Genomic DNA, 20,603 nt, shown 5'->3' with positions numbered 1-20,603 from the left:
CTGGAGCAGATATACTACAGAATTGTTAAAGGTCGCGGATGCTTTGAGGCTGACAAGATAATATTTTTAATCTCTAATTCCATTTGATTTGCGTTCTCTCATATCGCTTTTAGTCTAAACTCCAGTTTTAACGTTCCCGCAGGGTAGCAAATGGCGTTTGAGGAATGTAGCAAGATCCCCGCAGGGTAACCCAACATTATTAAGGCTTTGTTGGAAAACTCTTAGAGTATGTTTGAAAAATCGTAAAGTATACTATAAACCCCGCTTCCATTCCTCTCCCCGTTGGCGTCAGCCTGCCGTTAGGCAAGCGGAGAGAGGCTTTGAAACCCCCATTCCCTCTCTTCGAGACGCTGCGCGAACGTAGGGAAGGCTTGCTCGGGGGGTTAGGTTTGCGAGGCTTTGGTGTTACGAAAAATACTTTTCAAACATCCTCTTACACTCAACCAAACCTACTATTCTTCTTAACCCAAGCATATTGATAGATTAGAGGATGTTTGTAAAATCCAATAAGGGTATAAAGAAATTACAACTTCTAAATTTATGCCAAGCTTTGACGAAACTGAAGCAATTTTATGTGCGCGAATTAGGAATTGATGACATTGCTCCTATTTACCACTTGGGAGAAGGGTTATTTACTAGCGATTTATATCCTTATTTATACCGCACCTGGGACGAATGGGAAGTAATTGGACTGTACAATACAGATCCAGAATACTGTCTTGTGGCGGAAACAGACGGAGAATTAGCAGGATTCATTTTGGGAACCATCATCACCAAAGCATCCTGGACTTATGGATACATTTTATGGCTGGGAGTTAGCCCGAAGTTTCAGCGTCGGGGAGTAGCAGATAAGTTGGTTGATAAAGTCGTCGCCCGGATGATTGAAGATGGGGCGCGGTTTATGCTGGTAGACACTGACCCTACCAATGCTTCAGCGTTAAAGTTTTTTAACCGCAAAGGTTTTGGTAATATCCGCCAGCATATTTTCTTGTCGATGAATTTAAGCAAACATGAATATTATGGCAGATTGATTGATTACGAACACCAAAAAGCTGAAAGAGCAGGTTACAAGCGATGTCTACGACGGGCTACGCCTACGCGTCCAGCAATTCGCGCCCGTAAACCCGATAGCGTCGCCAATGAAGTAGTCCTCAATCCTCTAGCAGGTGAATCTCAAACAACCGAGGATCAATCCCCAATTTAATAAAAGTTAGGAGTTATGAGTTATGAGTTATGAGTTAAAGAGACTATTTATAAAATCCTCTAATTCCCTCCTTAAAAAGGAGGGTTAGGGAGGATCAAGCCTTAACTGATCCGTATTAATCTAAGTTAAGTCGGCGCTAATATTTAAAGGTATATTAAGAAATTTAAATGTAGGGTGCGTTGTCGCGCAACGCACCGTCAACAATTCAAGGTGCGTTAGCCTACGCCATAACACACCCTACTTAATATTTTGTTTATAAATAGCCTCTAACTTTTCAGTTTCCAACTTTTAACTCCTAACTCCTAACTCCTAACTTTCTTTTATGCCAGAACAACAGCAGTGGACTATAGCAGCAACCGAACAACCCCCGGAGTGGTTCATCCAAGCGGTGAAACAGCATACACCCGCATCAAGTGGAATATATGCAGCACAATTGTTGTGGCAACGGGGAATTAAAGATCATCAACAATTAACAGCTTTTATCAACCACAAAGCTTATCAACCAGCGAGTCCGTTTGAGTTTGGGCAAGAAATGCACTTAGCGATCGCCCGGTTGCAACAAGCATATAACATCAAAGAAAAAATTGCCATTTGGGGAGACTTTGATGCTGATGGTATTACCGCTACATCTGTACTTTGGGATGGATTGGGGCAATTTTTTAAACAAAATACTCAGTTAATTTATTACATTCCCAATCGCCTGAAAGAATCTCACGGACTCAATAATCAAGGGATTGATAACTTAGCAAAACAAGGTTGCAAATTAATTGTTACTTGCGACACAGGTAGCACAAACATTGAGGAAATTATCTATGCCAAACATCTAGGTATAGAGGTAATAGTTACAGACCATCACACCTTACCCACGGAACGCCCACCCGTCGCAGCAATTATTAATCCTCGTTATTTGCCCAGAGAACATCAACTGTTTAATCTTTCTGGGGTAGCAGTAGCTTATAAGTTAGTGGAAGCATTATATCAAAGTCTGCCTAATATTGCAAAACATCCGTTAGAGGATTTATTAGATTTAGTAGCAGTAGGATTAATTGCCGACTTAGTGCAGTTAAGTGGAGATTGTCGCTATTTAGCACAGATGGGAATTCAACGACTGCAAGCAGATTTTCAACAGCCAGCAGCAGCGCGTCGGCGTCCGGGGGTGGGGCGATTATTAGAATTGTGCCAAAAAAGTGGCGATCGCCCCACAGATATTTCCTTTGGTTTGGGGCCAAGAATTAACGCCGTCAGCCGCATCCAAGGCGATGCTAGTTTTTGCGTTGAATTATTAACTAGTCGAGATGCCAAACGTTGTAACGAACTAGCCGAAGTTACAGAACTCGCAAATACCCGCCGCAAATCTTTACAAAAAGATGTACAAGCGCAAGTAGCACAAAAACTTACTCAATTAGACTTATCAACCACCAGCGTTATTGTTTTAGAAGATGCCCAATGGCCTGCGGGTGTATTGGGCTTAGTTGCTGGACAAGTAGCACAAGAAACAGGTCGCCCGACTATTTTGTTAAGTACGGAAGGGAGTGGGGAATCTGGAGAGACGCGATTAATCGCGTCTGTACTAGGGAGTGGGGAAGAAGATTCCGCCCCTACTCCCTACTCCCTACTTCCTACTCCCTTAGCAAGGGGTTCCGCCCGTTCGGTGAATTCTGTCGATTTATACCAACTGGTAAAAGACCAAGCACATTTGTTACATCGCTTTGGGGGACATCCCTTTGCAGCAGGTTTGAGTTTGTTAGTGGAGAATATTCCTTTATTTACAGCCGCGATTAATCAACAGTTGCGGCAATCTTTAGGTAGTACAACCCTAACGCCAACTGTGCAAGCAGACTTGACGGTAACAGTAGCAGACTTAGGAAAAGAGTTATTTTTGGAATTGAAGCTGCTAGAACCTTGTGGAATGGGTAATCCTGTTCCGAAATTGCTAATTCAAAACTGCTGGTTTGAAAATTCTTGGCATCGCAATCAGCAGGATTGGCAAGGTAAAAAGGTACAGTACATTAAAACCGAGTTTGACATTCGGGATGATTCCAGCAGAAGTGCTTTTCCTGGTATATGGTGGGGACATTACAAAGATGAATTGCCCATAGGAAGGTGTGATTGCATAGCAGAACTAGACTACAACACTTTCAAAAAACGTTATGAAATCAGATTAATTGCCGTGCGTTCTTCTGTTAACTCAGCACTCAACATTCTGAATGGGCTAAACGCCCCGCTATCGTTAACACCACTCATCTTAGACTGGCGTAACTTCCCCACTCCCGACTCCCAAGTACAGACGCGATTAACCGCGTCTCTCCCGACTCCCCCACTCTTGCTTGAAAATTGTCCGACGAATTGGGATGATTTACGCGCGTGGTTGCGGCGATGTCTAACGATAAGTAGTTCGCAACAATTAGCGATCGCTTGGTCTAAACCCAACCTCCAACCACCCAATCAAATTTGGCTGACTCTTGTAGGAATTGCCAAATATCTCAGTCGCACAAATCAACTAGTTACCCGCGTCCAACTGTTAGAGAAAATCGGCATCACCGACCAAACCTTACTTGTAGGCATCAAAGCTTTAAAATATTTAGGGTTCACAGTCAAACGACAAGACCGTTATTTGCAAATCACCTGGCATTCAAGCGATAGTGCAGAAAACTTGGCTGAGGCAGCAGTGGAACGATTTTTAGCTGCTGTCAGAGAAGAACAATTTCAGCGACAGTATTTTGCTGAAGTTCCTTTATCTACTATTGTAGCGATCGCAAGTTCCGACAATTACATGGGTACAAACTTTTAAAAACGTGAGTTCGACAAACCTCTCCCTCCCAGCCTCCCTCTCCGAAACGGAAAGGGAGGAGCAACGAAAAATTAAGTTTTTTGCTCCCCTCTCCGACACGGAGAGGGGTTGGGGGAGAGGTCAAATAAGACTTGTCGAACTCAGGTTGATTTAGGATTACTAGATGGTATAACAATCAACTGATGACCGAGGAACTGGAAAGAGCAGATAATGATAGCCCGTGGAAATAAATTTTAGAAGCTTACTTTCCCCAAGCAATGCAATTTTTCTTTCCCCAAACAGCAGAACTAATTAATTGGGGACTTCCAAATAAAAAAATATACAACTATTTATTGTGGGGTGGGCATCTTGCCCGCCCATAGTCAAAGGCGGGCAAGATGCCCACCCCACAAGATTGGATAATTTATTTCTTGGAAGTCCCTTGGGAACGTCCCCACGAATTTCTCGATAAGGAATTTCAACAAATCGCCCGCGAAGCAGAACTTGGTAGGAGATATGCAGATAAATTAGTTAAAGTCTGGCAAATTCAAGGACAAGAAACTTGGCTATTAATCCATGTAGAAATCCAAGCAAAATCAGAGGATACTTTTGCCGAAAGAATGTTTTCCTACAACCTGCGAATTTTTGACAGATTTGCGAAACCTGCCATGAGTTTGGCGATTTTGTGCGATACCGATCCGACATGGCGTCTTTCCCTAGAGCAATTAGAAGCACTTGGCGAGGCTTTATTGGATTTTACAACCATTGAGGATTTACTTAACTGGTTGGAAGCAAATCAAACAGCGTAGAATATTTCTTGATGGAAATAGTTCAGGACTTACGAAACTGGCACACATATCTTCTGGTATAAGAGTCAAGGGTCAAGGGACAAAAATCAAGTTTTAAAAAATAAAGCCTGTATTCATTACTGAATCAGGCTTTTGAAATTGTTTATTAAATTTGCACAGAGAACTTCAGTTTAATTACTGAACAGTGAATCCTTCTGGTCTGATTGCATCTTCCAAATCAACCCCCATCAGGTTAACCCCCTGGATGTTTGCATTTGTAAGATTTGTCTTTTCCAAGTCTGCGCCCTGTAGGTTAGCCGCTTGCAGATTTGCTCCCAACAGGTTAGCTTTCTCTAGGTCTGCATCAAATAGGTTTGCTCCCACAAGGTTTGCTCCCAAAAGGTTTACCTTGCCTAAATCTGCTCCTTGAAAGTTTGCTCCTTGTAAATTTGTTTGTTGTAAATTAGCCCTTTCTAAGTCTGCATCTTGTAAGTTAGCACCCTCCAAGTTTGCCGCTTGCAGATTTGCGTCCTTTAGCATTGCTCCAGTTAGATTACATCTTACACATTCATTGGTTTGTAATAAACGTCTAACGTTTTCTGCTACAGACACTATTGGCGATGCAACTGGAGATATTACTGGGGCAGTAACAGACTCCATTGGCGATGTAAGCGGAGATATTACTGGAGCTAGTTCAGATTCCGTAGGTATGGATGGTGTTAGTGTTAAAGCTCTAACTCCTTGCTGGTCAAGGAGCGAAAATCCTGCTACAAGTACCAGAAATACTGCTGTTACGATCCACTGAGTTAATTTTTTTGGATTTGGTTTATTCATTAGTTCCTTCCTATGATGATTCGTAGTGCTGGGCTTGCTTTTATAAGAGCCATCAATAATGTGCTTTATTCTCACTTTAGATAAATTGATTGATAACATCAAATATTATTTTGATTTAAATTGATAAATTCAAGTGATTAAAAAATCTTTTGAGATGGGAAACGATCGCTGATTTTTTTGGTTACATCTGGGAGATAGCACCCATCAAGAATTTCGAGTTTTCAGATCAGGTGCAATCGCCTCATGCCTAATGAGAAAGCATTGCCAGACTAGGTAAAAGCCGATATGTTTCACTTTTAATTAAGATAGAGAGTCCCAAGTAAATTAAGACAAAGGGGAAGATTTTCCGACCGAAGCGAGTTAAAACGGGAGCCATGAGAGGATTACGAGTCAGGTTGTAAGAGAGTAAGCACCACACCCCAACAGTGAAATAGCAAACACACAGAATTATACCTATACTTGGAAGATTGCTACTGGCAAACAACGGTACATAGATCCCAATGTTGTTTCCTCCATTGGCAATGGTGACAGCAGAAACGCGGTACGTTTGAGGATCGCGGATGGTTGCTAATAGTGATTTCTTCTGGCGTTCAGATTTGACAGGAGAGGTTAAGTCAATTGACACAGCTTGCACTGTCTCTTGTTCCTGTTCTCGGCTGATAAGATTACTGATACCAATGGCGATGGGAAGCAAACCTAGTAACCCAATCCAGGTGCTGGGAATAATCAGACCGCCCAAGAAACCAGGGAGACTAGCGCATACTAAGGCAGTGAATCCCAAAAATTCACCGATAACAATATGCTTAGGACGAAAGCTGCGATTGACTTTTCCGAAGAAAGCTGTCAAATATAAATTGTCGTCAAAGGTGGTTGCAAAAGCGACAGAGATTCCAATAATTAATGTACTAATTAGCCAACTCATAATTGTTGCTCACGATAATTCAATGCTGTTTGTCCTAGTCCTTCTCTGAATCCTCAATGTGAGAGCAGTTCAGAAGATTTTGTGAGTTTTTTACCTAACGACAACCGATCGCGGTTCGTTAGCCATTAGCCAGTTCCCCAGTTTTTAGAAGCTATCGCCTCTAATCAAATTGGTGATTTTTTTTCTCAGCAAGGTACCTTGGGAGCTAATGAAGTCAATATTATGGCTTACAACCAAATAAGAGCAAATACTCTTGTTTTTTAAAACGATAAATAAAAGTGATTAATAACTTTACCAATATGTTTGCCTCGTTTCCTTGTTCCTATGCTCCGCATGGGAATGCATTCATTGAGACTCTGACTCAATGTCTGACGCGAAGCAGCAACCCTAATCAGCCACAGAGCATGGGAACGAGAGAATACCTAATAGGAGTTACGCACTGTACAAATGCATCGTGATGTGCATTACCTATCTTGAGGAAGTTTTCAGGCTTTTCTTAATTATTCTGCGATCGGAAATAGACCATGCTGTAGGGGCTAAGCTTTGCTCATTGGTGTCAACTTAACGTGAAACCCTTGTCAAGACGTGATATTCAGTTCTCTGGCTTCCCATCACGACCCGCGTTACCCCACCCTAACCCTCCCCTTGTCAAGGGGAGGGAACTGCATTTCTTTTTCCCCCCTTTCTAAGGGGGGATTAAGGGGGGTAAAACGCCTGTGCATCATGCATTTGAGCTTAAGTTGACACCTATGAGCAATGCTGTGCCCTTACGAAAGATATAGTTTTTAACGTTGATCCATATTTAATATTTCTTGTCAATGCGTAAGTCCTACCTAATACTGAGTTTGAGAAGTTTAAGAGCGTAGTTTACCGCCGTAGGCATCGCTCCTATTGAAGAGATGGTAAGTGGTTTTCTGTTGGTAAAGTTTAAGATATTCTTGACGGCTAGCGTTCAACATCGGTTAATATGACTAATCGCGTGGCTTAAGTTTTAAAATTTACAGTAATGTTTGATATTTAACTTGTAATTATGCTAACCAGTGTTGACCGTTTATTATTTGTCCGGCGAGTCCCAATTTTTAAGGAATTGCGGGATGATTTTATTGTGCGGCTCACTTCAGTAATGAACGAATTGTCATTTCCAGCTAATTACACCATCTTTCGCCAGGGAGAAGAAGGGCGATCGCTCTATATTGTTGTGTCAGGCCGAGTTAAAGTTCACATCGGTAATAAACAACTTGCAGAGGTAGAACAGGGAAAATACTTTGGTGAGATGGCAGTATTTGATACTCAATCTCGTTCCGCCAGCGCAACGACTTTAGAACCTTGCGAATTTTTAGAACTGACCCAAGAGCAGCTATATGATGCGATCGAAGAAACTCCTGAAATTGCCGTGAATATCATTCGTGAGTTATCCCGTCTGATTCGCAGATTGAACGACGATATGAATGTGTCGAACTTACGTTAATTTATAGCAACTTATTAAGAATAGTATCGACAGAACACATTATTGGGGTAGGATTACAGTCGTTTATCTCAACACTGTTAGCAGACGGGTGTGAAATCAATATGAGTACTATTCAAGAACAAGCGACAACTTCTTGTTATGAGAGGCTAGAACCTTCTAAACCCATAGAAACTCCAGACTCATTCAGCAAAGTTAATAAATGGAATAATAAATGGATCTTGAGCAATATACTTGATAGAGGTCAAGAACATTTTATTTTTGATGACATGAAATTAAGCTTAATTAAGTTGAATGATAACCAAATTCAAGGCACTTTGTCCTATTACATTACTTCCAAAGGTTGGAGAACAGGAACAGCCCAAATGCCGGGAATACGCATAGTTCTAAAGGACTTGAAGGGAATCGGTTTTGCCAATTGGTCTATTGATGATATTCAGGTAGGTTGTGGAGATAATCATCAGTATCGAGAACATAAGACAATTTTCAATCTTTATTCTTTTGAAAACATTTTTAAAGCTGAAAGAGATATTAATAATGGTAGTGTTTATAAATGTTAGTAAGTTTATCGCTAGTCGGCGTAAAAATAGTGGATCTGGTCGCCAAATCCTAATAGACATCTGGTAGAAATTAAATATGCGTTATCCAGAACCCTTGTAGAGACGCGAAATTGTACTGGGCTGTGCTTCGCCCCGCTACGCTAACGCCCCGCTACGCTAACGTCCCGCAATGCTTTCGCGTCTCTACATTCTTTTTCACGAGATGTCTATAAGTAAGTGGGTCAAATTAAATATAAAACCTCACGGGAGCATCCCACTTTTTTGAGTGGTGCAAAAGTACTAATTGTCAAACCATCCATTCTGCGGAGATTCAGATTTTATTCTCTAACCGCAAAATAAAAACTGGGATGCACCCAACCTCACCCTGCCTCCGGCTTCCCTCTCCTTAGTAAGGAGAGGGATTGAGGGTGAGGTTTTATCTTATGTTTAATTACGCCTACCTACTTAAAAGAGAATCAGAAAAATCATGCCAACAGACGCGGTAATCTTGCGCCTAGAAAAGGTTACGGAACAACACGCCGAGATCCTGTACTCCTATATAAGCAACCCACATCTGTACGAATATCTTGAGGAGCAAATCCCAACCCTCATGGAGGTTAAACAAAAATTCAAGTTTGCCGCGCTAGAAAAATCACCCGATAACGAGACTATGATCTGGCTGAAATGGGTTGCGATAACTCCCCAAAACCAACACGTTGGTGTTGTCGAGATAGGTATTTTTGATGATCAATATGCGGAAATCGGCTTTATGACATTTGTTGGTTTCCAGAACCGGGGATACGCTAACATTTACAATTCTCTAGCCATCGCCGAAACCCAACGACGCTTTAGCTTATCCACACTACACGCGTCGGTAAACCAGTACAATATTGCCTCCCGTAAAGTGGTCGAGAGGCTTGGGTTCCAATTGCACAAAATCAATCGAAACGCAGAGTTTGTTAAAGGTAAACCTTCTGATGAATTCATTTACCGCTTGACCTTCTGAGGTTTTTTTTGAAGCGTAGGTTTCCATAATAAAAACATTCTCTGATACTTTTAAATTCATTCAACTGGGTTTTGCGCTTGCTTAAATCCACGTTCATGAAAGTGCTACTTTCAGACATTCTTTAAGAAACTGCTGGGGAATTTCTCCACTTTCTCCCCAGTGCAAATGCACATAAGAAGCGTGAACATTTGCAGGTAAACCCCATCCCTCGCATCCCATATTTTCGTCACAATCGTAGCGAGAAGTTTCAAATAGGGGCTGAGTAGGAGTTAAGGTTAAATGGGAACGATGAAACTCATGTCCGTAAATAGTTGTACCTGCCTTGACTAACAGATTATCTTGCAAAGCGACTGCACGACGATAGCCCAAAGTTAAACGCTTACCCATTACAGCAGATGGGGGTAAAACTCCCGCCATCGACCAAGATTTCCCCTCAAAATCGATAATTTGCTTACATAAATACATTAATCCTCCGCATTCGGCAACTGTCGGCATTCCTTGAAGAATAGCTGTTTTCACGGCATCACGAACGCTAGTATTTTCTGCTAATTGCTGGGCAAAAACTTCTGGGAAACCACCGCCAAAATACATTCCCTGCACATCTTTTGGTATTGCAGCATCTTCTAAGGGACTCCAGAAAACCAGTTCTGCACCAAGTTGTTGCAGCAAATCAAGATTGTCTTGGTAGTAGAAATTAAAAGCGCGATCGCGGGCTACTGCAATCCTGACTGAGAATGAGGGGGATGAGGAGTAGGGAGAGACGCAATACTGCTCGGTTAAGAGTCGATCCCCCCAACCCCCCTTAAAAAGGGGGGCTAAAAATGCCTTATTTTCCCCCTTTTTAAGGGGGACTAAGGGGGATCTCCAATGACTATGCACCTTAACCGAGCAGTATTGGGGAGAGACGCGATTAATCGCGTCTGTACTGGGGAGTGGTTCTGATTTTAATAAAGGTAATAAGTGTTGCCAATCGAAGCAGGTATCTCCTAAATCGGCGAGGCGATTAATTAAAGCATTGAGTTCGGGAAGTTCTGCTGTGGGGACTAAACCCAAATGGCGATCGGGAATTGTGATGTTATCTTGACGCCGCAGCACACCGAGAATAGGTAATTGTAAGGGTTCAAGAGAATCTTTCAGTAGAGAAAGATGGCGATCGCTCCCGACGCGATTTAATACTACCCCAGCTATTTTAATTCGGGGATCAAAAGACCGATAGCCGTGAGCGATCGCAGCTACAGAACCCGATAAACGACTACAATCAATCACCAACACCACAGGTAAATCCAAAAGCCGTGCGATGTGTGCCGTACTCGCAAAGTCTGTTGGACATTGGGCCTTGGGCATGGCGCATTGGGCATTAATCAATAATTCTTCTTCCCCTGCTCCCTCATCCCCACTCCCCACTCCCCACTCCCTACTCCCCTTCACTCCATCAAATAACCCCATCACCCCTTCGACTAGGGCATATTCACTCAGTTGGCTATGACGGGCAAAACATTGCTGAACGTAGGCTTCGGAAGTTAACACTGGGTCTAAATTGCGACAAGGACGACCAGTTACGTGTTGATGAAACATTGGATCAATGTAGTCTGGGCCTACCTTGAAAGATTGTACCAGGCGATCGCGACGACGTAAAGATGCTAAAAGGGTGAGCGTAACTGTTGTCTTGCCCACCCCACTACGTTCTCCAGCAATGATTACAGACATGGATAATTGTTGATTGGTTAAACTAAATAGTCAGCTATGTTAGTAAGATTAAATTAAATCAAAGTCAAACAAAAATATTGAATTATTTATTTTATGAACATCATTGCTTTTATGCTAATCAGTAATAATTTTATCAAGACGTTCAGCCAGCCATAATTTAATAATAGAATCAGATGTCACTCCTAAACGCTTGGCTTCATGTTCTAAGGCTTTAATCATCCAAATGGGAAAGTCAATATTAAATAATTCGTAATTCGTAATTCGTAATTCGTAAATTTTGTTTTGTAATGGGGATTTAACCCCAACACAAAACAAAATTTTTATTTAACCGGGGGACTTAGAGGATGTTTGAAAAGTATTAGGCGAATAGAATTCGCTACTACACAATCAAAGTCTACCTCCGTAGACTGAATGCAAAATCAAGGGTTTTATAACCCACGGAGGTAGGTTTTGTCTCGTGTAGCCGCGACTTCTAGTCGCTAGGGCTAGTAATAAATTAGACTTGTTCATTCATCCTCTTAAACCCACGGAACTAGTTAACTCTTTTTTGCTCATAGCCTGGGCGATGTGCGTTAGATAAGTCTATAAACTCCGTAATATCTTCTCCATTATCGAACTTAGCATCAAATTCTTCAGCTTTCATAAATATTTACCTCTTCAGCACGAGAGCGACGAACAGAAATAATTCTTATTTTATCACTACGATAAGTAATGACTGCTGACCAATATTTTCCAGCAATCTTGCCAATCAGGACTTACGCAAAATACCTTTCAAACTCTTATTTCTCCGTGTTCTCTGTGTTTCTGTGGTTCGATTTTCCGTTACCTGTGCGTAAGTCCTACCAATAACTAGAAACCGAGGCTCATCTGTTGTGCGGGGATTTCAATAAAATTTGCATCTGTCCAAAGTTTCTGTGCTTCAATAAAATCAATGCCATGTTTAATTTTATTAATTGCACTTTTGTTATGGTCAAATTCAAACTCCATAATTCTTTTTTAACAAAGATACAAAATATTTTAATAGACAATCTTCACTACTTTATAAATTAAATTTTCCTTGCCATTCACTTTAATAATTAAAAAAATTCCCCCCTTCCCGCGTCGGGAAGGGGGGTAGGGGGGTTAGGTCTAAATTAATTCGCCAATTTGAAAATATTTGCTGTCACTCCCAGGCTTTCTTCAAAAAGTGACTCGCGGCCCCAGCGTTGCACCTGCTGACTCAACAAAGCTTCCGCCTTTTGTTCCGAAAGTGAAGTCACCTGTTGAAACAGACCGGCGGATTGAGCGCCACCGTGGGTTTCCATCCGCATACAACCACCAGTTTCTGAGCAGATAACTGTACCACAGTCTGCCTGGGGATTTGTCGAACTGAGGCGCAGGGCAATCAAGTCGCCAACAATATCGCCCACATCAGCAACCGGAACTCCTGCTAACTCTGCTTCTACTTGTCGCTGCTCTTGAGCAATAAAACGGATGCGAGTGATGTCGTAATCACCGCTTTCCTTTTCATAAGAAACTGGCTGCCATTGTAATCGGCTTGCCAGCCAACCCAAAAACAGCAAAGCTTGGGCGGGATTGCCTTTTTCGTAATCAATCGTAACGCGGTCAATTTCTTTGAGGGCGGCGCGACGGTTAGGTGAGTCGTAAGCCTCAGCTGTCAATTCCTGCCATGATGCGAGACGACGCCAGTTTAAGTCAGCTAAAGGTACACCCGTTTCTACCAACTCTTCTAGGCGGAGTAATTCACTTTCTGGCTCGTTAAAGTTGCAAGAATCCACAATCACATTATTGCAGACTGCTGCTAGGCGCTTGAATAGACCGTTGTTAGGGTCTGGTGTTGCCTTCCACCAGAGAAACTTTGGCAAGCCGCCAATCAACAAGGCCGGAATCATACCACCGATGCGTTCTAAGGCAGCAGCAGTTCCACTGAGAGTGATGTATTCGCAGCAGATAAGTGTGCTTGACGATTGCTTTTGGATGGGGCAATAGGCAGAAACTTGAGCCTTAACCCCTTCATCTTCGCCAGCAATGGGAAATAGCGCAATGATGCGGCAGGGGTTGCGGAGAGCGATTTCATCGGCAATTCTGGGGCTGCCGCTATTTAACCCAGCAGCAGCATGTTCTCCTCGCTGACCTTTAGCGAATTCTTCTCGTAATACAGTCAGAGTTTCTGGTGTTGCTGTTCCAGTTTGTGGCAGACTATGTTTCTTTTGCGCTTCCCGCAATGCTGCTGTCATCTGTGGCCCTAAAATCCCATCAATTGGGCCGTTGTAAAATCCCAAAGCAGCCAACAAATACTGAGTTTCTTCTGGTTCGTAGACCACTAAAGTAAATGTAGTTGCCCTAGTAGCACTGGGAAGTCCACCGTCTTCGCCAGGAATACCGTAACTTTGCCAAATTTGATTGAGTTCGGCATCTATTTCGTTAAGCGAAATATCTTTCGGTGCCTGGAGTGAGAAAATTGTAGAAGCTTGGAGAGCCATAGGAGATTTTGGATTTTGGATTTTGTCATTTGTCATTTGTCATTGGTCATTTGTCACTTGTACTGAGCGAAGCCGAAGTATTTGTCATTTGTTTTTACTAGTGACTAATGACTAATGACTAATGACTAATATTTACAGTCTGCGCCAGCGACGGGCATCCTGGTTAATTAAGAGTTCTGCTTGTTCTGGTTCCCAAGTACCGGCTTCATACTGGGGAATATTAGTAGGATCGGCGGGTGCATCCCAAACGGAAAGGGCTGGTGTTACTACTTGCCAAGCTGCTTCTACTTCATCCGCCCGTGTGAACAATGTTTGATCGCCCATCATACAATCAAGGAATAGGCGATCGTAGGCATCGGATGTTGCTTGGATGCCAAAGGAACCATAACTAAAGTCCATGTCAACGGAACGGGTGCGGAATTCTGCCCCAGGCATTTTGACATCAAAACGTAGGGAAATTCCTTCATTTGGCTGAATCCGCATCGTCAAAATGTTGGCGTTTGTCTGTTGGGCAGCAGATTGAAACATCCGAGATGGAACTTCGCGGAAGTGAATCGAAATCTCACTCACTTTTTTCGGCATCCGCTTTCCAGTCCGCAAGTAGAAAGGAACACCTTTCCAGCGCCAGTTATCCACCAAAAACTTCATCGCTACGTAGGTGGGTGTGGTGGAGTTGGGGTCAACGCCTGGTTCTGTCCGATACCCTGGCACTGCTTGACCTTTCATCCAGCCAGCACTATACTGACCACGGACTGCTGACCGCGACAGATTGTGAACATCAGCTAAACGAGTAGCTTGGAGTACCTTCACTTTTTCTGTGCGGATGCTATCGGCATCCATTGCGTTGGGTGCTTCCATCGCGGTTAAGCAGTAAAGTTGCATGAGGTGATTTTGCAACATATCCCGCAGTGCGCCGACGCTTTCATAGTAACCAGCCCGGTCTTCCACGCCTACGGTTTCTGCCACAGTAATTTGCACATGGTCAACAAATTGACGATTCCACAACGGTTCAAAAATCGCATTGGCAAAACGAAATACCAGCAAATTCTGGACTGTTTCTTTACCTAAGTAGTGGTCAATGCGGTATACTTGGTTTTCTTTGCAATATTTCTGTACCACTTGGTTAAGACTTTGGGCAGAAGCCAAGTCCCGACCAAAGGGTTTTTCAATTACTAGACGATGTTTGTAGGGATCTTCTAGCATCCCACTGCTTCCTAGCTGCTTAATCGCTTCGGGAAAGAATGAGGGGGCAACTGAGAGGTAGAACATGCGATTACCTCGCGTGCCCCGTTTTTCGTCTAATTCACTTAATAAGGTTTTTAGTTTCTTGTAGCTTTCGGGGTTGTCTATATCCCCAGGACTGTAGAACAGACCTTGAGAGAAGTCTTGCCAAAGTTCCCCTAAATCGACATTAGGATGTGCCTCTTCCATGCCCTTCTGCATTTGTTCACGGAAGTATTCATGGCTCCACTCTCGACGCGCTACGCCGACAATAGTAGTTTCTGGCGGTATACGCCGTTCTCGCCGCAATTTGTAAAGTGCTGGCACTAGTTTGCGCCAGGTGAGGTCACCAGAAGCGCCAAAGATAACTATAATCTGGGGTTCGGGCATCCCTTGTTGTTGCAGACCAACGCGCAAGGGATTTTCTAGCAGACTAACCATAGGAATTTTGGATTTGGGATTTGGGATTTTGGATTGGGCATGGGGCATGGGGTATTGGGCATGAGGCATGGGGCATGAGGCATGGGGCATGGGGCATTGGTTATTCCCCTTGTCACCCTCATCTCCCTCATCTCCCTCACTCCCCACTCCCCACTCCCCACTCCCCAGCCCTTACACTGGTGACAATACCTTGATCTTGTCTTCTAAAGAGTTCATCAAGGACTGGAAGGGCTGAATGAACTTGTCAATACCGTCAACTAACAGTTCATCCATTACGGTATCAAGATCGATGTTGATGTCGGGATCTTTGAGGTTTTTGATCAGGGTGTAGGCATTATCTACATCTGTTTCTAAGCGATCGCCTACGTTACAATGATCGGCACAAGCTTTTATCGTCGCTGGTGGTACGGTGTTAACGGTATCTCGCCCTATCAACTCTTCGATATACATCACGTCGTTGTAGTTGGGGTCTTTGGTGCTAGTACTAGCCCAAAGTAGCCGTTGTACTGTGGCCCCTTTTTCTGCCAAGGCTTTCCAGCGATCGCTCTCGATGATTTTCTTGTATTCTTGGTAGGCAATCTTAGCGTTAGCGATCGCTACTTTTCCTTTAACAGCTTTTAGCTTTGCTTCCACAGCAATATCATCAACGCCTTTTTTCAACTTAGCATCAATTTTCGCATCAATATTGCTATCAATCCGGCTGAGGAAGAAGCTAGCGACTGAAGCAATTCTACTGATGTCCTTGCCCTCAGCCAGACGTTTTTCTAAGCCACGAATATATGCCCAAGCTGTGTTTACGTAGCTTTCTACAGAAAACAGCAACGTAATATTAACATTCATCCCTTCGGCTATTACCTGCTCCACTGCTGGCAAACCAGGTTCTGTACCGGGAATTTTAATCATCAGATTTTCCCGACCAATTTCTTGGAAATAGCGCCGGGCTTCGCTTATTGTTGCTTCAGTATCATGGGCGATAGTTGGCGGTACTTCAATACTCACATAACCATCTAGTCTATTCGAGGCTTCATAAACAGGGCGTAAAATATCACAAGCATTACGGATATCTGCAAAAACTAGGGATTCGTAAATTTTGTCTATGGGTAAATTAGCACGAACTCCGGTTTCTATATCGGCATCATAAATGACGTTACCTGCGATCGCTTTTTCAAAGATAGCTGGGTTAGAGGTAATCCCAGAGATGCCTTGATTTTCAACTAGTTCTTTGAGTTCGCCTGATTGAATAATGTCACGGCTCAAATTATCCATCCAGATACTTTGACCGTATTGGTTAATTTCTAGTAGATGATTGGTAGACATAGCTCTAATTTGTTTCACTCCTGTATAGTGATGTTTCTAAGTAAGTTGGCAAAACCCATCAAAATTTGATGCTTACTTTTGAATTGTGGCGTTGCCAATCACTTATCGCATCGGCCAGCTGAGATAATCTTTAATACATCTTCAAGAAGTGCTATTCTGCATCGCCAATCTTAAATCACCATGATTAACTTTTAATTAATGGCAGATGAGAGTACAGCACAGAAGAAATAAGTCACTCTTATAAAACGTCTAAAACCCTTACGTAACAGTAATTACGAATTACGAATTACGAATTACGAATTACGAATTGTCTTCTAGTGTCCGTTTTGAATAAAAGACTCCACCTTTGCTACATCCTCTTTGCTACCAATAATTAAAGGTGTGCGTTGATGCAATTTTTTCGGCACTACATCCAAGATATTTACCAATCCTGTAGTAGCACGACCGCCTGCTTGCTCAATCAAAAAGGCTAGAGGAGCGGTTTCATAAAGCAAGCGCAATTTCCCTTCTGGGTTTTGAATTGTGCCTGGGTAGAGAAACACACCGCCTTGAACCAAAATTCTATGGATGTCGCTCACCATTGCGCCGCTATAACGAGCGCTGTAGCCTTCTGTGCGATGAACGTAGCGGATGTATTCTCGAATTGATTCCTCCCACTGCCAGAAGTTACCCTCATTCACGCTGTAAACAGAACCGTGCTTAGGAATTCGGATATTTTCTTCTGTGAGAATAAATTCTCCTAAGCTAGGATCAAGGACAAAGGAATGAACGCCCTTACCTATAGTATAAACCAGCAGCGTGCAAGGGCCATACAAGATGTATCCAGCAGCAAGCTGCTTACGACCGTTGGTGAGGAGGTCAGTTGCCTTACCATCGCTATCAGTTCCTTCTTGTTGGCGAATGGCGAAAATGGAACCTAAGCTGAGATTATTATCAGTGTTGGATGAACCATCAATTGGGTCATACAGCAAAGTATAGCGACCAATGGGGCAATTTTCCGGGATATAGTAGGGTTTTTCCATTTCCTCAGAAGCTAGGCGACAGACTAAGCCGCTTTGCTTAAAAACTGAGATAAATACATCATTGGCATAGACATCCATCTTTTTGACGGATTCTCCTTGGACATTAACTTCCCCAGTAAATCCGAGAACGCCTTCCATTAAACCAGCGCGACTCATGCGGCGAGCAACCAGTTTGCCGGCTAGGGCGATGCGATTCATCAGCGCACTTAAATCCTGTGCATCTGGCGAAAAACTTTGAAGTTGCTGTAAGACGTGACGCGATAAGGTTGTACAATCACGATCTAAGGATTTGTCTGTAATTTCATTGATAGACGATTCTATTGAATCTGGCGCTTTAGCCATTTTTATGTTCTCCGCAGCCACTAGCTGTTAATTGGGTTTTAGTCGTGTATGGCAACTTATGGTTGCTGCTTCTATCTTAGAAAGGTAATTTGATAACTTAGATGCGACTTTAGATAAACTAAAGAAATGAATTTTCAATGACTCCTGCACTCAGACCCTAGATACGTAGTTTACTTCGACTTGTGTGTAGACCGTAGAGGGGAGACGAAGCGTAGCTTTGGCTCTTTGGGGTTCTTGTGGTTTAGTAAAGACCTCTTGCATAAATCAAAAATAAAGAACCCCACCCCGCATTTGAGTAAAGCAAACGCTCCCCTCCCCGCAAGCCTACGGTGTACACATAAGTGCTGTCCACATAGGTTTCAACTTTTTTACCCACATTTTGTCAGAGTTAAACTGTCACACTCACTGACATCCCGCCCAGAACTAAAGTTCAGGGCTCATAGCTGAAGTCCACTTAAGTGGACTAAATTTCTCGTTGAGTCCACTTAAGTGGACTTCAGCTATGAGACTCGGAATTCATTCCGAGGCGGGATAGAAACGCAGTGCGAGATTTTTTAATAAAGATGACAAGACTTGTGTGTACACCGTAGCCTTTACAAGGGGGGATTAAGGGGGGTAATTCGACTTGTGTGTACACCGTAGCCCCGCAAGCGGGGAGGGGTTGGGGGTGGGGTGTTAGGGACTTTTGCAATAGGTTCTAAGTAATCAAGCGGACATGATATCAGTTGTGACGGGAACCACTTCAGACTTAACGGGAACCACTTCAGACTTAACGGGAACCACTTCAGACTTAACGGGAACCACTTCAGTCGTGATGTTGCCAGGACAGTTTCTGCATTTAGGGTGAGTTATATCTTGAAAGAGCCTATCCCGCCTGAGAATTTATCAGAAAAATGGGTTTAAAACCCCGTGCTTCTAGCACGGCTTTAATTAACTTGTTTGCCTTTTTTACAGGAAGTCTGATATAATGTAAGGAGGGAGCATCCCAATTTTGCAAGAATATGTTTGTCATTGCGAATGAAGCGGTAGCGTAGTGAAGCAATCGCAAGAGATGGGATTGCTTCACTCCACTACGTTGCGTTCGCAATGACAATTCATAACATGGGTTTGATATAACTTACACATTTGGGATGCTCCCTGTAAGGATGACACAACGCAGTTTTAAGTACCGATTCTATCCAACTTCTGAGCAAGAAACATTGCCCTGAATGCAGCGCTCACCATGACCGGGATGTGAACGCAGCCAAAAACATACTCGCCGTAGGACTTGCGGTGAAAGTCTGTGGAGCGAACGTAAGACCGGATAGGCATGAGTCTGATGGCAGTTGCTATGAAGCAGAAAAATCTAAGAAGTGATTCTTGGAATCCCCGTGCGTTTACGCCGGGGAGGATGTCAACAATTGGGATTGAGAACTGCTTATGTTCAACTACAATCCATTAGAGTGCCTACCTTCATCAGCAGAATTGCCAGATTCTGATGATACGCCTGTGGATAACGAACTGCAAATATTAATTCCCAACTTATTGTTAGCGATATTAGCTGCTATTTGGCAAACCCGTGATGATTGGTTCTTTGGGATCAACATGGGAATTTATTATACAATCAATAAACCTGCCATTGTTCCCGATGGGTTTTTAAGTTTGGGTGTAGAACGTTTTGTTGGAGAAAATGGGCGTTCTAGTTATGTACTTTGGGAAGAAGATGGCATTTCCCCAATCTTATCCTTAGAAATTGTTTCCCAAACTTACAATTTTGAATACGAACAAAAGAAAGCAGATTATGCCCAATTAGGCATTTTGTATTATGTCATTTATGCACCAACCCGCTTACGTCGTAAGCGTCAGCGTTTAGAAGTTTATCGTTTAGTTAATGGTGAATATATTTTACAACCAGGCGATAAAATCTGGATGCCGGAAATTGGTTTAGGCATTGGACGTGAACGGGGAACCTACCAAGGAATTACGCGAGAATGGTTGTATTGGTATGAGGAAAGTGGTAATAGATACTCAACACCAGAAGAAGTGACAGTTGAGCAACAGCAACAACTAGAGCAAACACAACAACAGCTTCAGGAACTTTTAGCTAGATTAGAACAGAAGGGAATCAACCCGAATAATCTCTAAATAATTGGCGTTGGCGTAAAAGTTTGTCATTTTGCCGTTCGGTTTTAAATATAAAAAACTCCACGCCACTTGCGGGATGGAGTTTTTGGGCATGGGGAATCGGGCATCGGGCATGGGGAAGAAACTACCAATGCCCAATCCCCTGTTTGGCCCAAGCGGCGGGGCGACTGTCCCGGAACACGCCACTTGCGGGATGGAGTTTCCCGTCGCTTTCAATGAAAGGGTAAGGTGGCGATCGCACCTTATACCATTTCACTTTAATAATGATACAAATACGTTGGTAGGGGCACGGCAATGCCCATTGGTGTCAACTTAAGCTAAAAGTAGCTTAACTGTTAGCTTCCTCACCCGCCTCGAACTAAAGTTCAAGGCTGATAGCTAAAGTCTACTGAAGTAGACTAAAGATTTTTGGCTATAT

General features: G+C 43.0%; 20 protein-coding genes and 2 pseudogenes. 12 read left to right on the top strand and 10 right to left on the bottom strand.

What is annotated here, in order from left to right; translation table 11 throughout:
• Positions 1–540 precede the first annotated feature (540 nt).
• The 4 genes and pseudogenes from LC653_RS38280 to LC653_RS47635 all read left to right on the top strand — a co-directional run bounded on the left by LC653_RS38280 (position 541) and on the right by LC653_RS47635 (position 4,783).
• A pseudogene (locus LC653_RS38280) lies at positions 541–1,204 on the top strand (GNAT family N-acetyltransferase).
• Between the two features lie 322 nt (positions 1,205–1,526).
• Positions 1,527–3,995: a single-stranded-DNA-specific exonuclease RecJ gene (locus LC653_RS38275; RefSeq protein ID WP_229500537.1), complete on the top strand. Its 2,469-nt coding sequence runs from the start codon at positions 1,527–1,529 to the stop codon at positions 3,993–3,995.
• 377 nt (positions 3,996–4,372) lie between these two features.
• Positions 4,373–4,684 (top strand): annotated as a pseudogene (locus LC653_RS38270) (hypothetical protein); the annotation flags it as partial.
• On the top strand, positions 4,658–4,783 hold the full coding sequence (locus LC653_RS47635) for a DUF4351 domain-containing protein (RefSeq protein WP_372478278.1): 126 nt from the start codon (positions 4,658–4,660) through the stop codon (positions 4,781–4,783). The pseudogene LC653_RS38270 and the gene LC653_RS47635, both read left to right, overlap by 27 nt.
• Before the next feature lie 174 nt (positions 4,784–4,957).
• On the opposite strand, the gene LC653_RS38265 is transcribed toward LC653_RS47635, so the two are convergent.
• Together LC653_RS38265 and LC653_RS38260 are read right to left on the bottom strand one after the other, a co-directional pair.
• Positions 4,958–5,596 carry a pentapeptide repeat-containing protein gene (locus LC653_RS38265; protein ID WP_229500535.1) on the bottom strand — a complete coding sequence of 213 codons (639 nt, stop codon included), beginning with the start codon at positions 5,594–5,596 and terminating at the stop codon, positions 4,958–4,960.
• Positions 5,597–5,843: 247 nt separating this feature from the next.
• Complete coding sequence (locus LC653_RS38260) at positions 5,844–6,518, bottom strand: cadmium resistance transporter (protein WP_229500533.1); 675 nt, start codon at positions 6,516–6,518, stop codon at positions 5,844–5,846.
• 1,030 nt (positions 6,519–7,548) lie between these two features.
• On the opposite strand from LC653_RS38260, the gene LC653_RS38255 reads away from it, so the two are divergent.
• The 3 genes from LC653_RS38255 to LC653_RS38245 all read left to right on the top strand — a co-directional run bounded on the left by LC653_RS38255 (position 7,549) and on the right by LC653_RS38245 (position 9,528).
• Positions 7,549–7,986, top strand: a complete 438-nt coding sequence (locus LC653_RS38255) for a Crp/Fnr family transcriptional regulator (RefSeq protein ID WP_229500532.1) — start codon at positions 7,549–7,551, stop codon at positions 7,984–7,986.
• A gap of 101 nt (positions 7,987–8,087) precedes the next feature.
• Positions 8,088–8,543 (top strand): hypothetical protein, encoded by a 456-nt coding sequence (locus LC653_RS38250; protein ID WP_229500530.1) that lies wholly within the window; start codon positions 8,088–8,090, stop codon positions 8,541–8,543.
• Positions 8,544–9,009: 466 nt separating this feature from the next.
• On the top strand, positions 9,010–9,528 hold the full coding sequence (locus tag LC653_RS38245; RefSeq protein WP_229500528.1) for a GNAT family N-acetyltransferase: 519 nt from the start codon (positions 9,010–9,012) through the stop codon (positions 9,526–9,528).
• 93 nt (positions 9,529–9,621) lie between these two features.
• On the opposite strand, the gene LC653_RS38240 is transcribed toward LC653_RS38245, so the two are convergent.
• The 8 genes from LC653_RS38240 to fbp form a co-directional block, all read right to left on the bottom strand.
• The gene (locus tag LC653_RS38240) at positions 9,622–11,235 is read right to left on the bottom strand and encodes a cobyrinic acid a,c-diamide synthase CobB (RefSeq protein ID WP_229500526.1); all 1,614 of its coding nucleotides are present in this window, start codon (positions 11,233–11,235) and stop codon (positions 9,622–9,624) included.
• 114 nt (positions 11,236–11,349) lie between these two features.
• Complete coding sequence (locus LC653_RS38235) at positions 11,350–11,550, bottom strand: hypothetical protein (protein ID WP_229500524.1); 201 nt, start codon at positions 11,548–11,550, stop codon at positions 11,350–11,352.
• Positions 11,551–11,867: 317 nt separating this feature from the next.
• Entirely contained in the window at positions 11,868–11,948 is an 81-nt protein-coding gene (locus LC653_RS47630; RefSeq protein WP_372478277.1) for a BrnT family toxin, read from the bottom strand.
• A 136-nt stretch (positions 11,949–12,084) separates the two neighbouring features.
• Entirely contained in the window at positions 12,085–12,222 is a 138-nt protein-coding gene (locus tag LC653_RS38230) for a BrnT family toxin (protein WP_229500522.1), read from the bottom strand.
• 146 nt (positions 12,223–12,368) lie between these two features.
• Entirely contained in the window at positions 12,369–13,718 is a 1,350-nt protein-coding gene (gene opcA / locus LC653_RS38225; RefSeq protein WP_229500544.1) for a glucose-6-phosphate dehydrogenase assembly protein OpcA, read from the bottom strand.
• Positions 13,719–13,850: 132 nt separating this feature from the next.
• The gene (gene zwf / locus LC653_RS38220; RefSeq protein WP_229500543.1) at positions 13,851–15,380 is read right to left on the bottom strand and encodes a glucose-6-phosphate dehydrogenase; all 1,530 of its coding nucleotides are present in this window, start codon (positions 15,378–15,380) and stop codon (positions 13,851–13,853) included.
• A gap of 171 nt (positions 15,381–15,551) precedes the next feature.
• Positions 15,552–16,697 (bottom strand): transaldolase, encoded by a 1,146-nt coding sequence (gene tal / locus LC653_RS38215; protein ID WP_229500520.1) that lies wholly within the window; start codon positions 16,695–16,697, stop codon positions 15,552–15,554.
• 314 nt (positions 16,698–17,011) lie between these two features.
• A complete protein-coding gene (gene fbp / locus LC653_RS38210; RefSeq protein WP_229500519.1) occupies positions 17,012–18,061 on the bottom strand; it encodes a class 1 fructose-bisphosphatase in 1,050 nt (349 codons plus the stop codon).
• Positions 18,062–18,776: 715 nt separating this feature from the next.
• On the opposite strand from fbp, the gene LC653_RS46540 reads away from it, so the two are divergent.
• The 5 genes from LC653_RS46540 (at position 18,777) to LC653_RS38195 (ending at position 20,501) form a co-directional block, all read left to right on the top strand.
• Positions 18,777–18,908, top strand: coding sequence for a hypothetical protein (locus tag LC653_RS46540; protein ID WP_267923378.1), 132 nt, complete (start codon positions 18,777–18,779; stop codon positions 18,906–18,908).
• A 283-nt stretch (positions 18,909–19,191) separates the two neighbouring features.
• Positions 19,192–19,269, top strand: coding sequence for a helix-turn-helix domain-containing protein (locus LC653_RS47625; protein WP_372478276.1), 78 nt, complete (start codon positions 19,192–19,194; stop codon positions 19,267–19,269).
• Positions 19,238–19,417, top strand: a complete 180-nt coding sequence (locus tag LC653_RS38205; RefSeq protein ID WP_308189211.1) for a zinc ribbon domain-containing protein — start codon at positions 19,238–19,240, stop codon at positions 19,415–19,417. Before LC653_RS47625 ends, LC653_RS38205 begins: the two co-directional genes overlap by 32 nt.
• Before the next feature lie 63 nt (positions 19,418–19,480).
• Positions 19,481–20,185 (top strand): Uma2 family endonuclease, encoded by a 705-nt coding sequence (locus tag LC653_RS38200; RefSeq protein WP_229462205.1) that lies wholly within the window; start codon positions 19,481–19,483, stop codon positions 20,183–20,185.
• A 31-nt stretch (positions 20,186–20,216) separates the two neighbouring features.
• Positions 20,217–20,501 carry a hypothetical protein gene (locus LC653_RS38195; RefSeq protein ID WP_229500517.1) on the top strand — a complete coding sequence of 95 codons (285 nt, stop codon included), beginning with the start codon at positions 20,217–20,219 and terminating at the stop codon, positions 20,499–20,501.
• The last annotated feature ends 102 nt before the right edge of the window (positions 20,502–20,603 follow it).

The organism is Nostoc mirabile CHAB5784, from assembly GCF_020829645.1.
Taxonomy (GTDB): domain Bacteria; phylum Cyanobacteriota; class Cyanobacteriia; order Cyanobacteriales; family Nostocaceae; genus Nostoc; species Nostoc mirabile.
This window is presented reverse-complemented; position numbering and strand designations above follow the sequence as displayed.

What these genes read in the sequence shown, in the direction of transcription:
- LC653_RS38245 (WP_229500528.1), top strand. Translation starts at nt 9,010, where the DNA reads ATGCCAACAGACGCGGTAATCTTGCGCCTAGAAAAGGTTACGGAACAA.
- LC653_RS38230 (WP_229500522.1), bottom strand. Translation starts at nt 12,222, where the DNA reads ATGGAGTTTGAATTTGACCATAACAAAAGTGCAATTAATAAAATTAAA.
- LC653_RS38265 (WP_229500535.1), bottom strand. Translation starts at nt 5,596, where the DNA reads ATGAATAAACCAAATCCAAAAAAATTAACTCAGTGGATCGTAACAGCA.
- zwf (WP_229500543.1), bottom strand. Translation starts at nt 15,380, where the DNA reads ATGGTTAGTCTGCTAGAAAATCCCTTGCGCGTTGGTCTGCAACAACAA.
- LC653_RS38250 (WP_229500530.1), top strand. Translation starts at nt 8,088, where the DNA reads ATGAGTACTATTCAAGAACAAGCGACAACTTCTTGTTATGAGAGGCTA.
- LC653_RS47625 (WP_372478276.1), top strand. Translation starts at nt 19,192, where the DNA reads ATGCTCCCTGTAAGGATGACACAACGCAGTTTTAAGTACCGATTCTAT.
- LC653_RS38260 (WP_229500533.1), bottom strand. Translation starts at nt 6,518, where the DNA reads ATGAGTTGGCTAATTAGTACATTAATTATTGGAATCTCTGTCGCTTTT.
- tal (WP_229500520.1), bottom strand. Translation starts at nt 16,697, where the DNA reads ATGTCTACCAATCATCTACTAGAAATTAACCAATACGGTCAAAGTATC.
- LC653_RS38240 (WP_229500526.1), bottom strand. Translation starts at nt 11,235, where the DNA reads ATGTCTGTAATCATTGCTGGAGAACGTAGTGGGGTGGGCAAGACAACA.
- fbp (WP_229500519.1), bottom strand. Translation starts at nt 18,061, where the DNA reads ATGGCTAAAGCGCCAGATTCAATAGAATCGTCTATCAATGAAATTACA.
- LC653_RS38275 (WP_229500537.1), top strand. Translation starts at nt 1,527, where the DNA reads ATGCCAGAACAACAGCAGTGGACTATAGCAGCAACCGAACAACCCCCG.
- LC653_RS46540 (WP_267923378.1), top strand. Translation starts at nt 18,777, where the DNA reads ATGATATCAGTTGTGACGGGAACCACTTCAGACTTAACGGGAACCACT.
- opcA (WP_229500544.1), bottom strand. Translation starts at nt 13,718, where the DNA reads ATGGCTCTCCAAGCTTCTACAATTTTCTCACTCCAGGCACCGAAAGAT.
- LC653_RS38255 (WP_229500532.1), top strand. Translation starts at nt 7,549, where the DNA reads ATGCTAACCAGTGTTGACCGTTTATTATTTGTCCGGCGAGTCCCAATT.
- LC653_RS38200 (WP_229462205.1), top strand. Translation starts at nt 19,481, where the DNA reads ATGTTCAACTACAATCCATTAGAGTGCCTACCTTCATCAGCAGAATTG.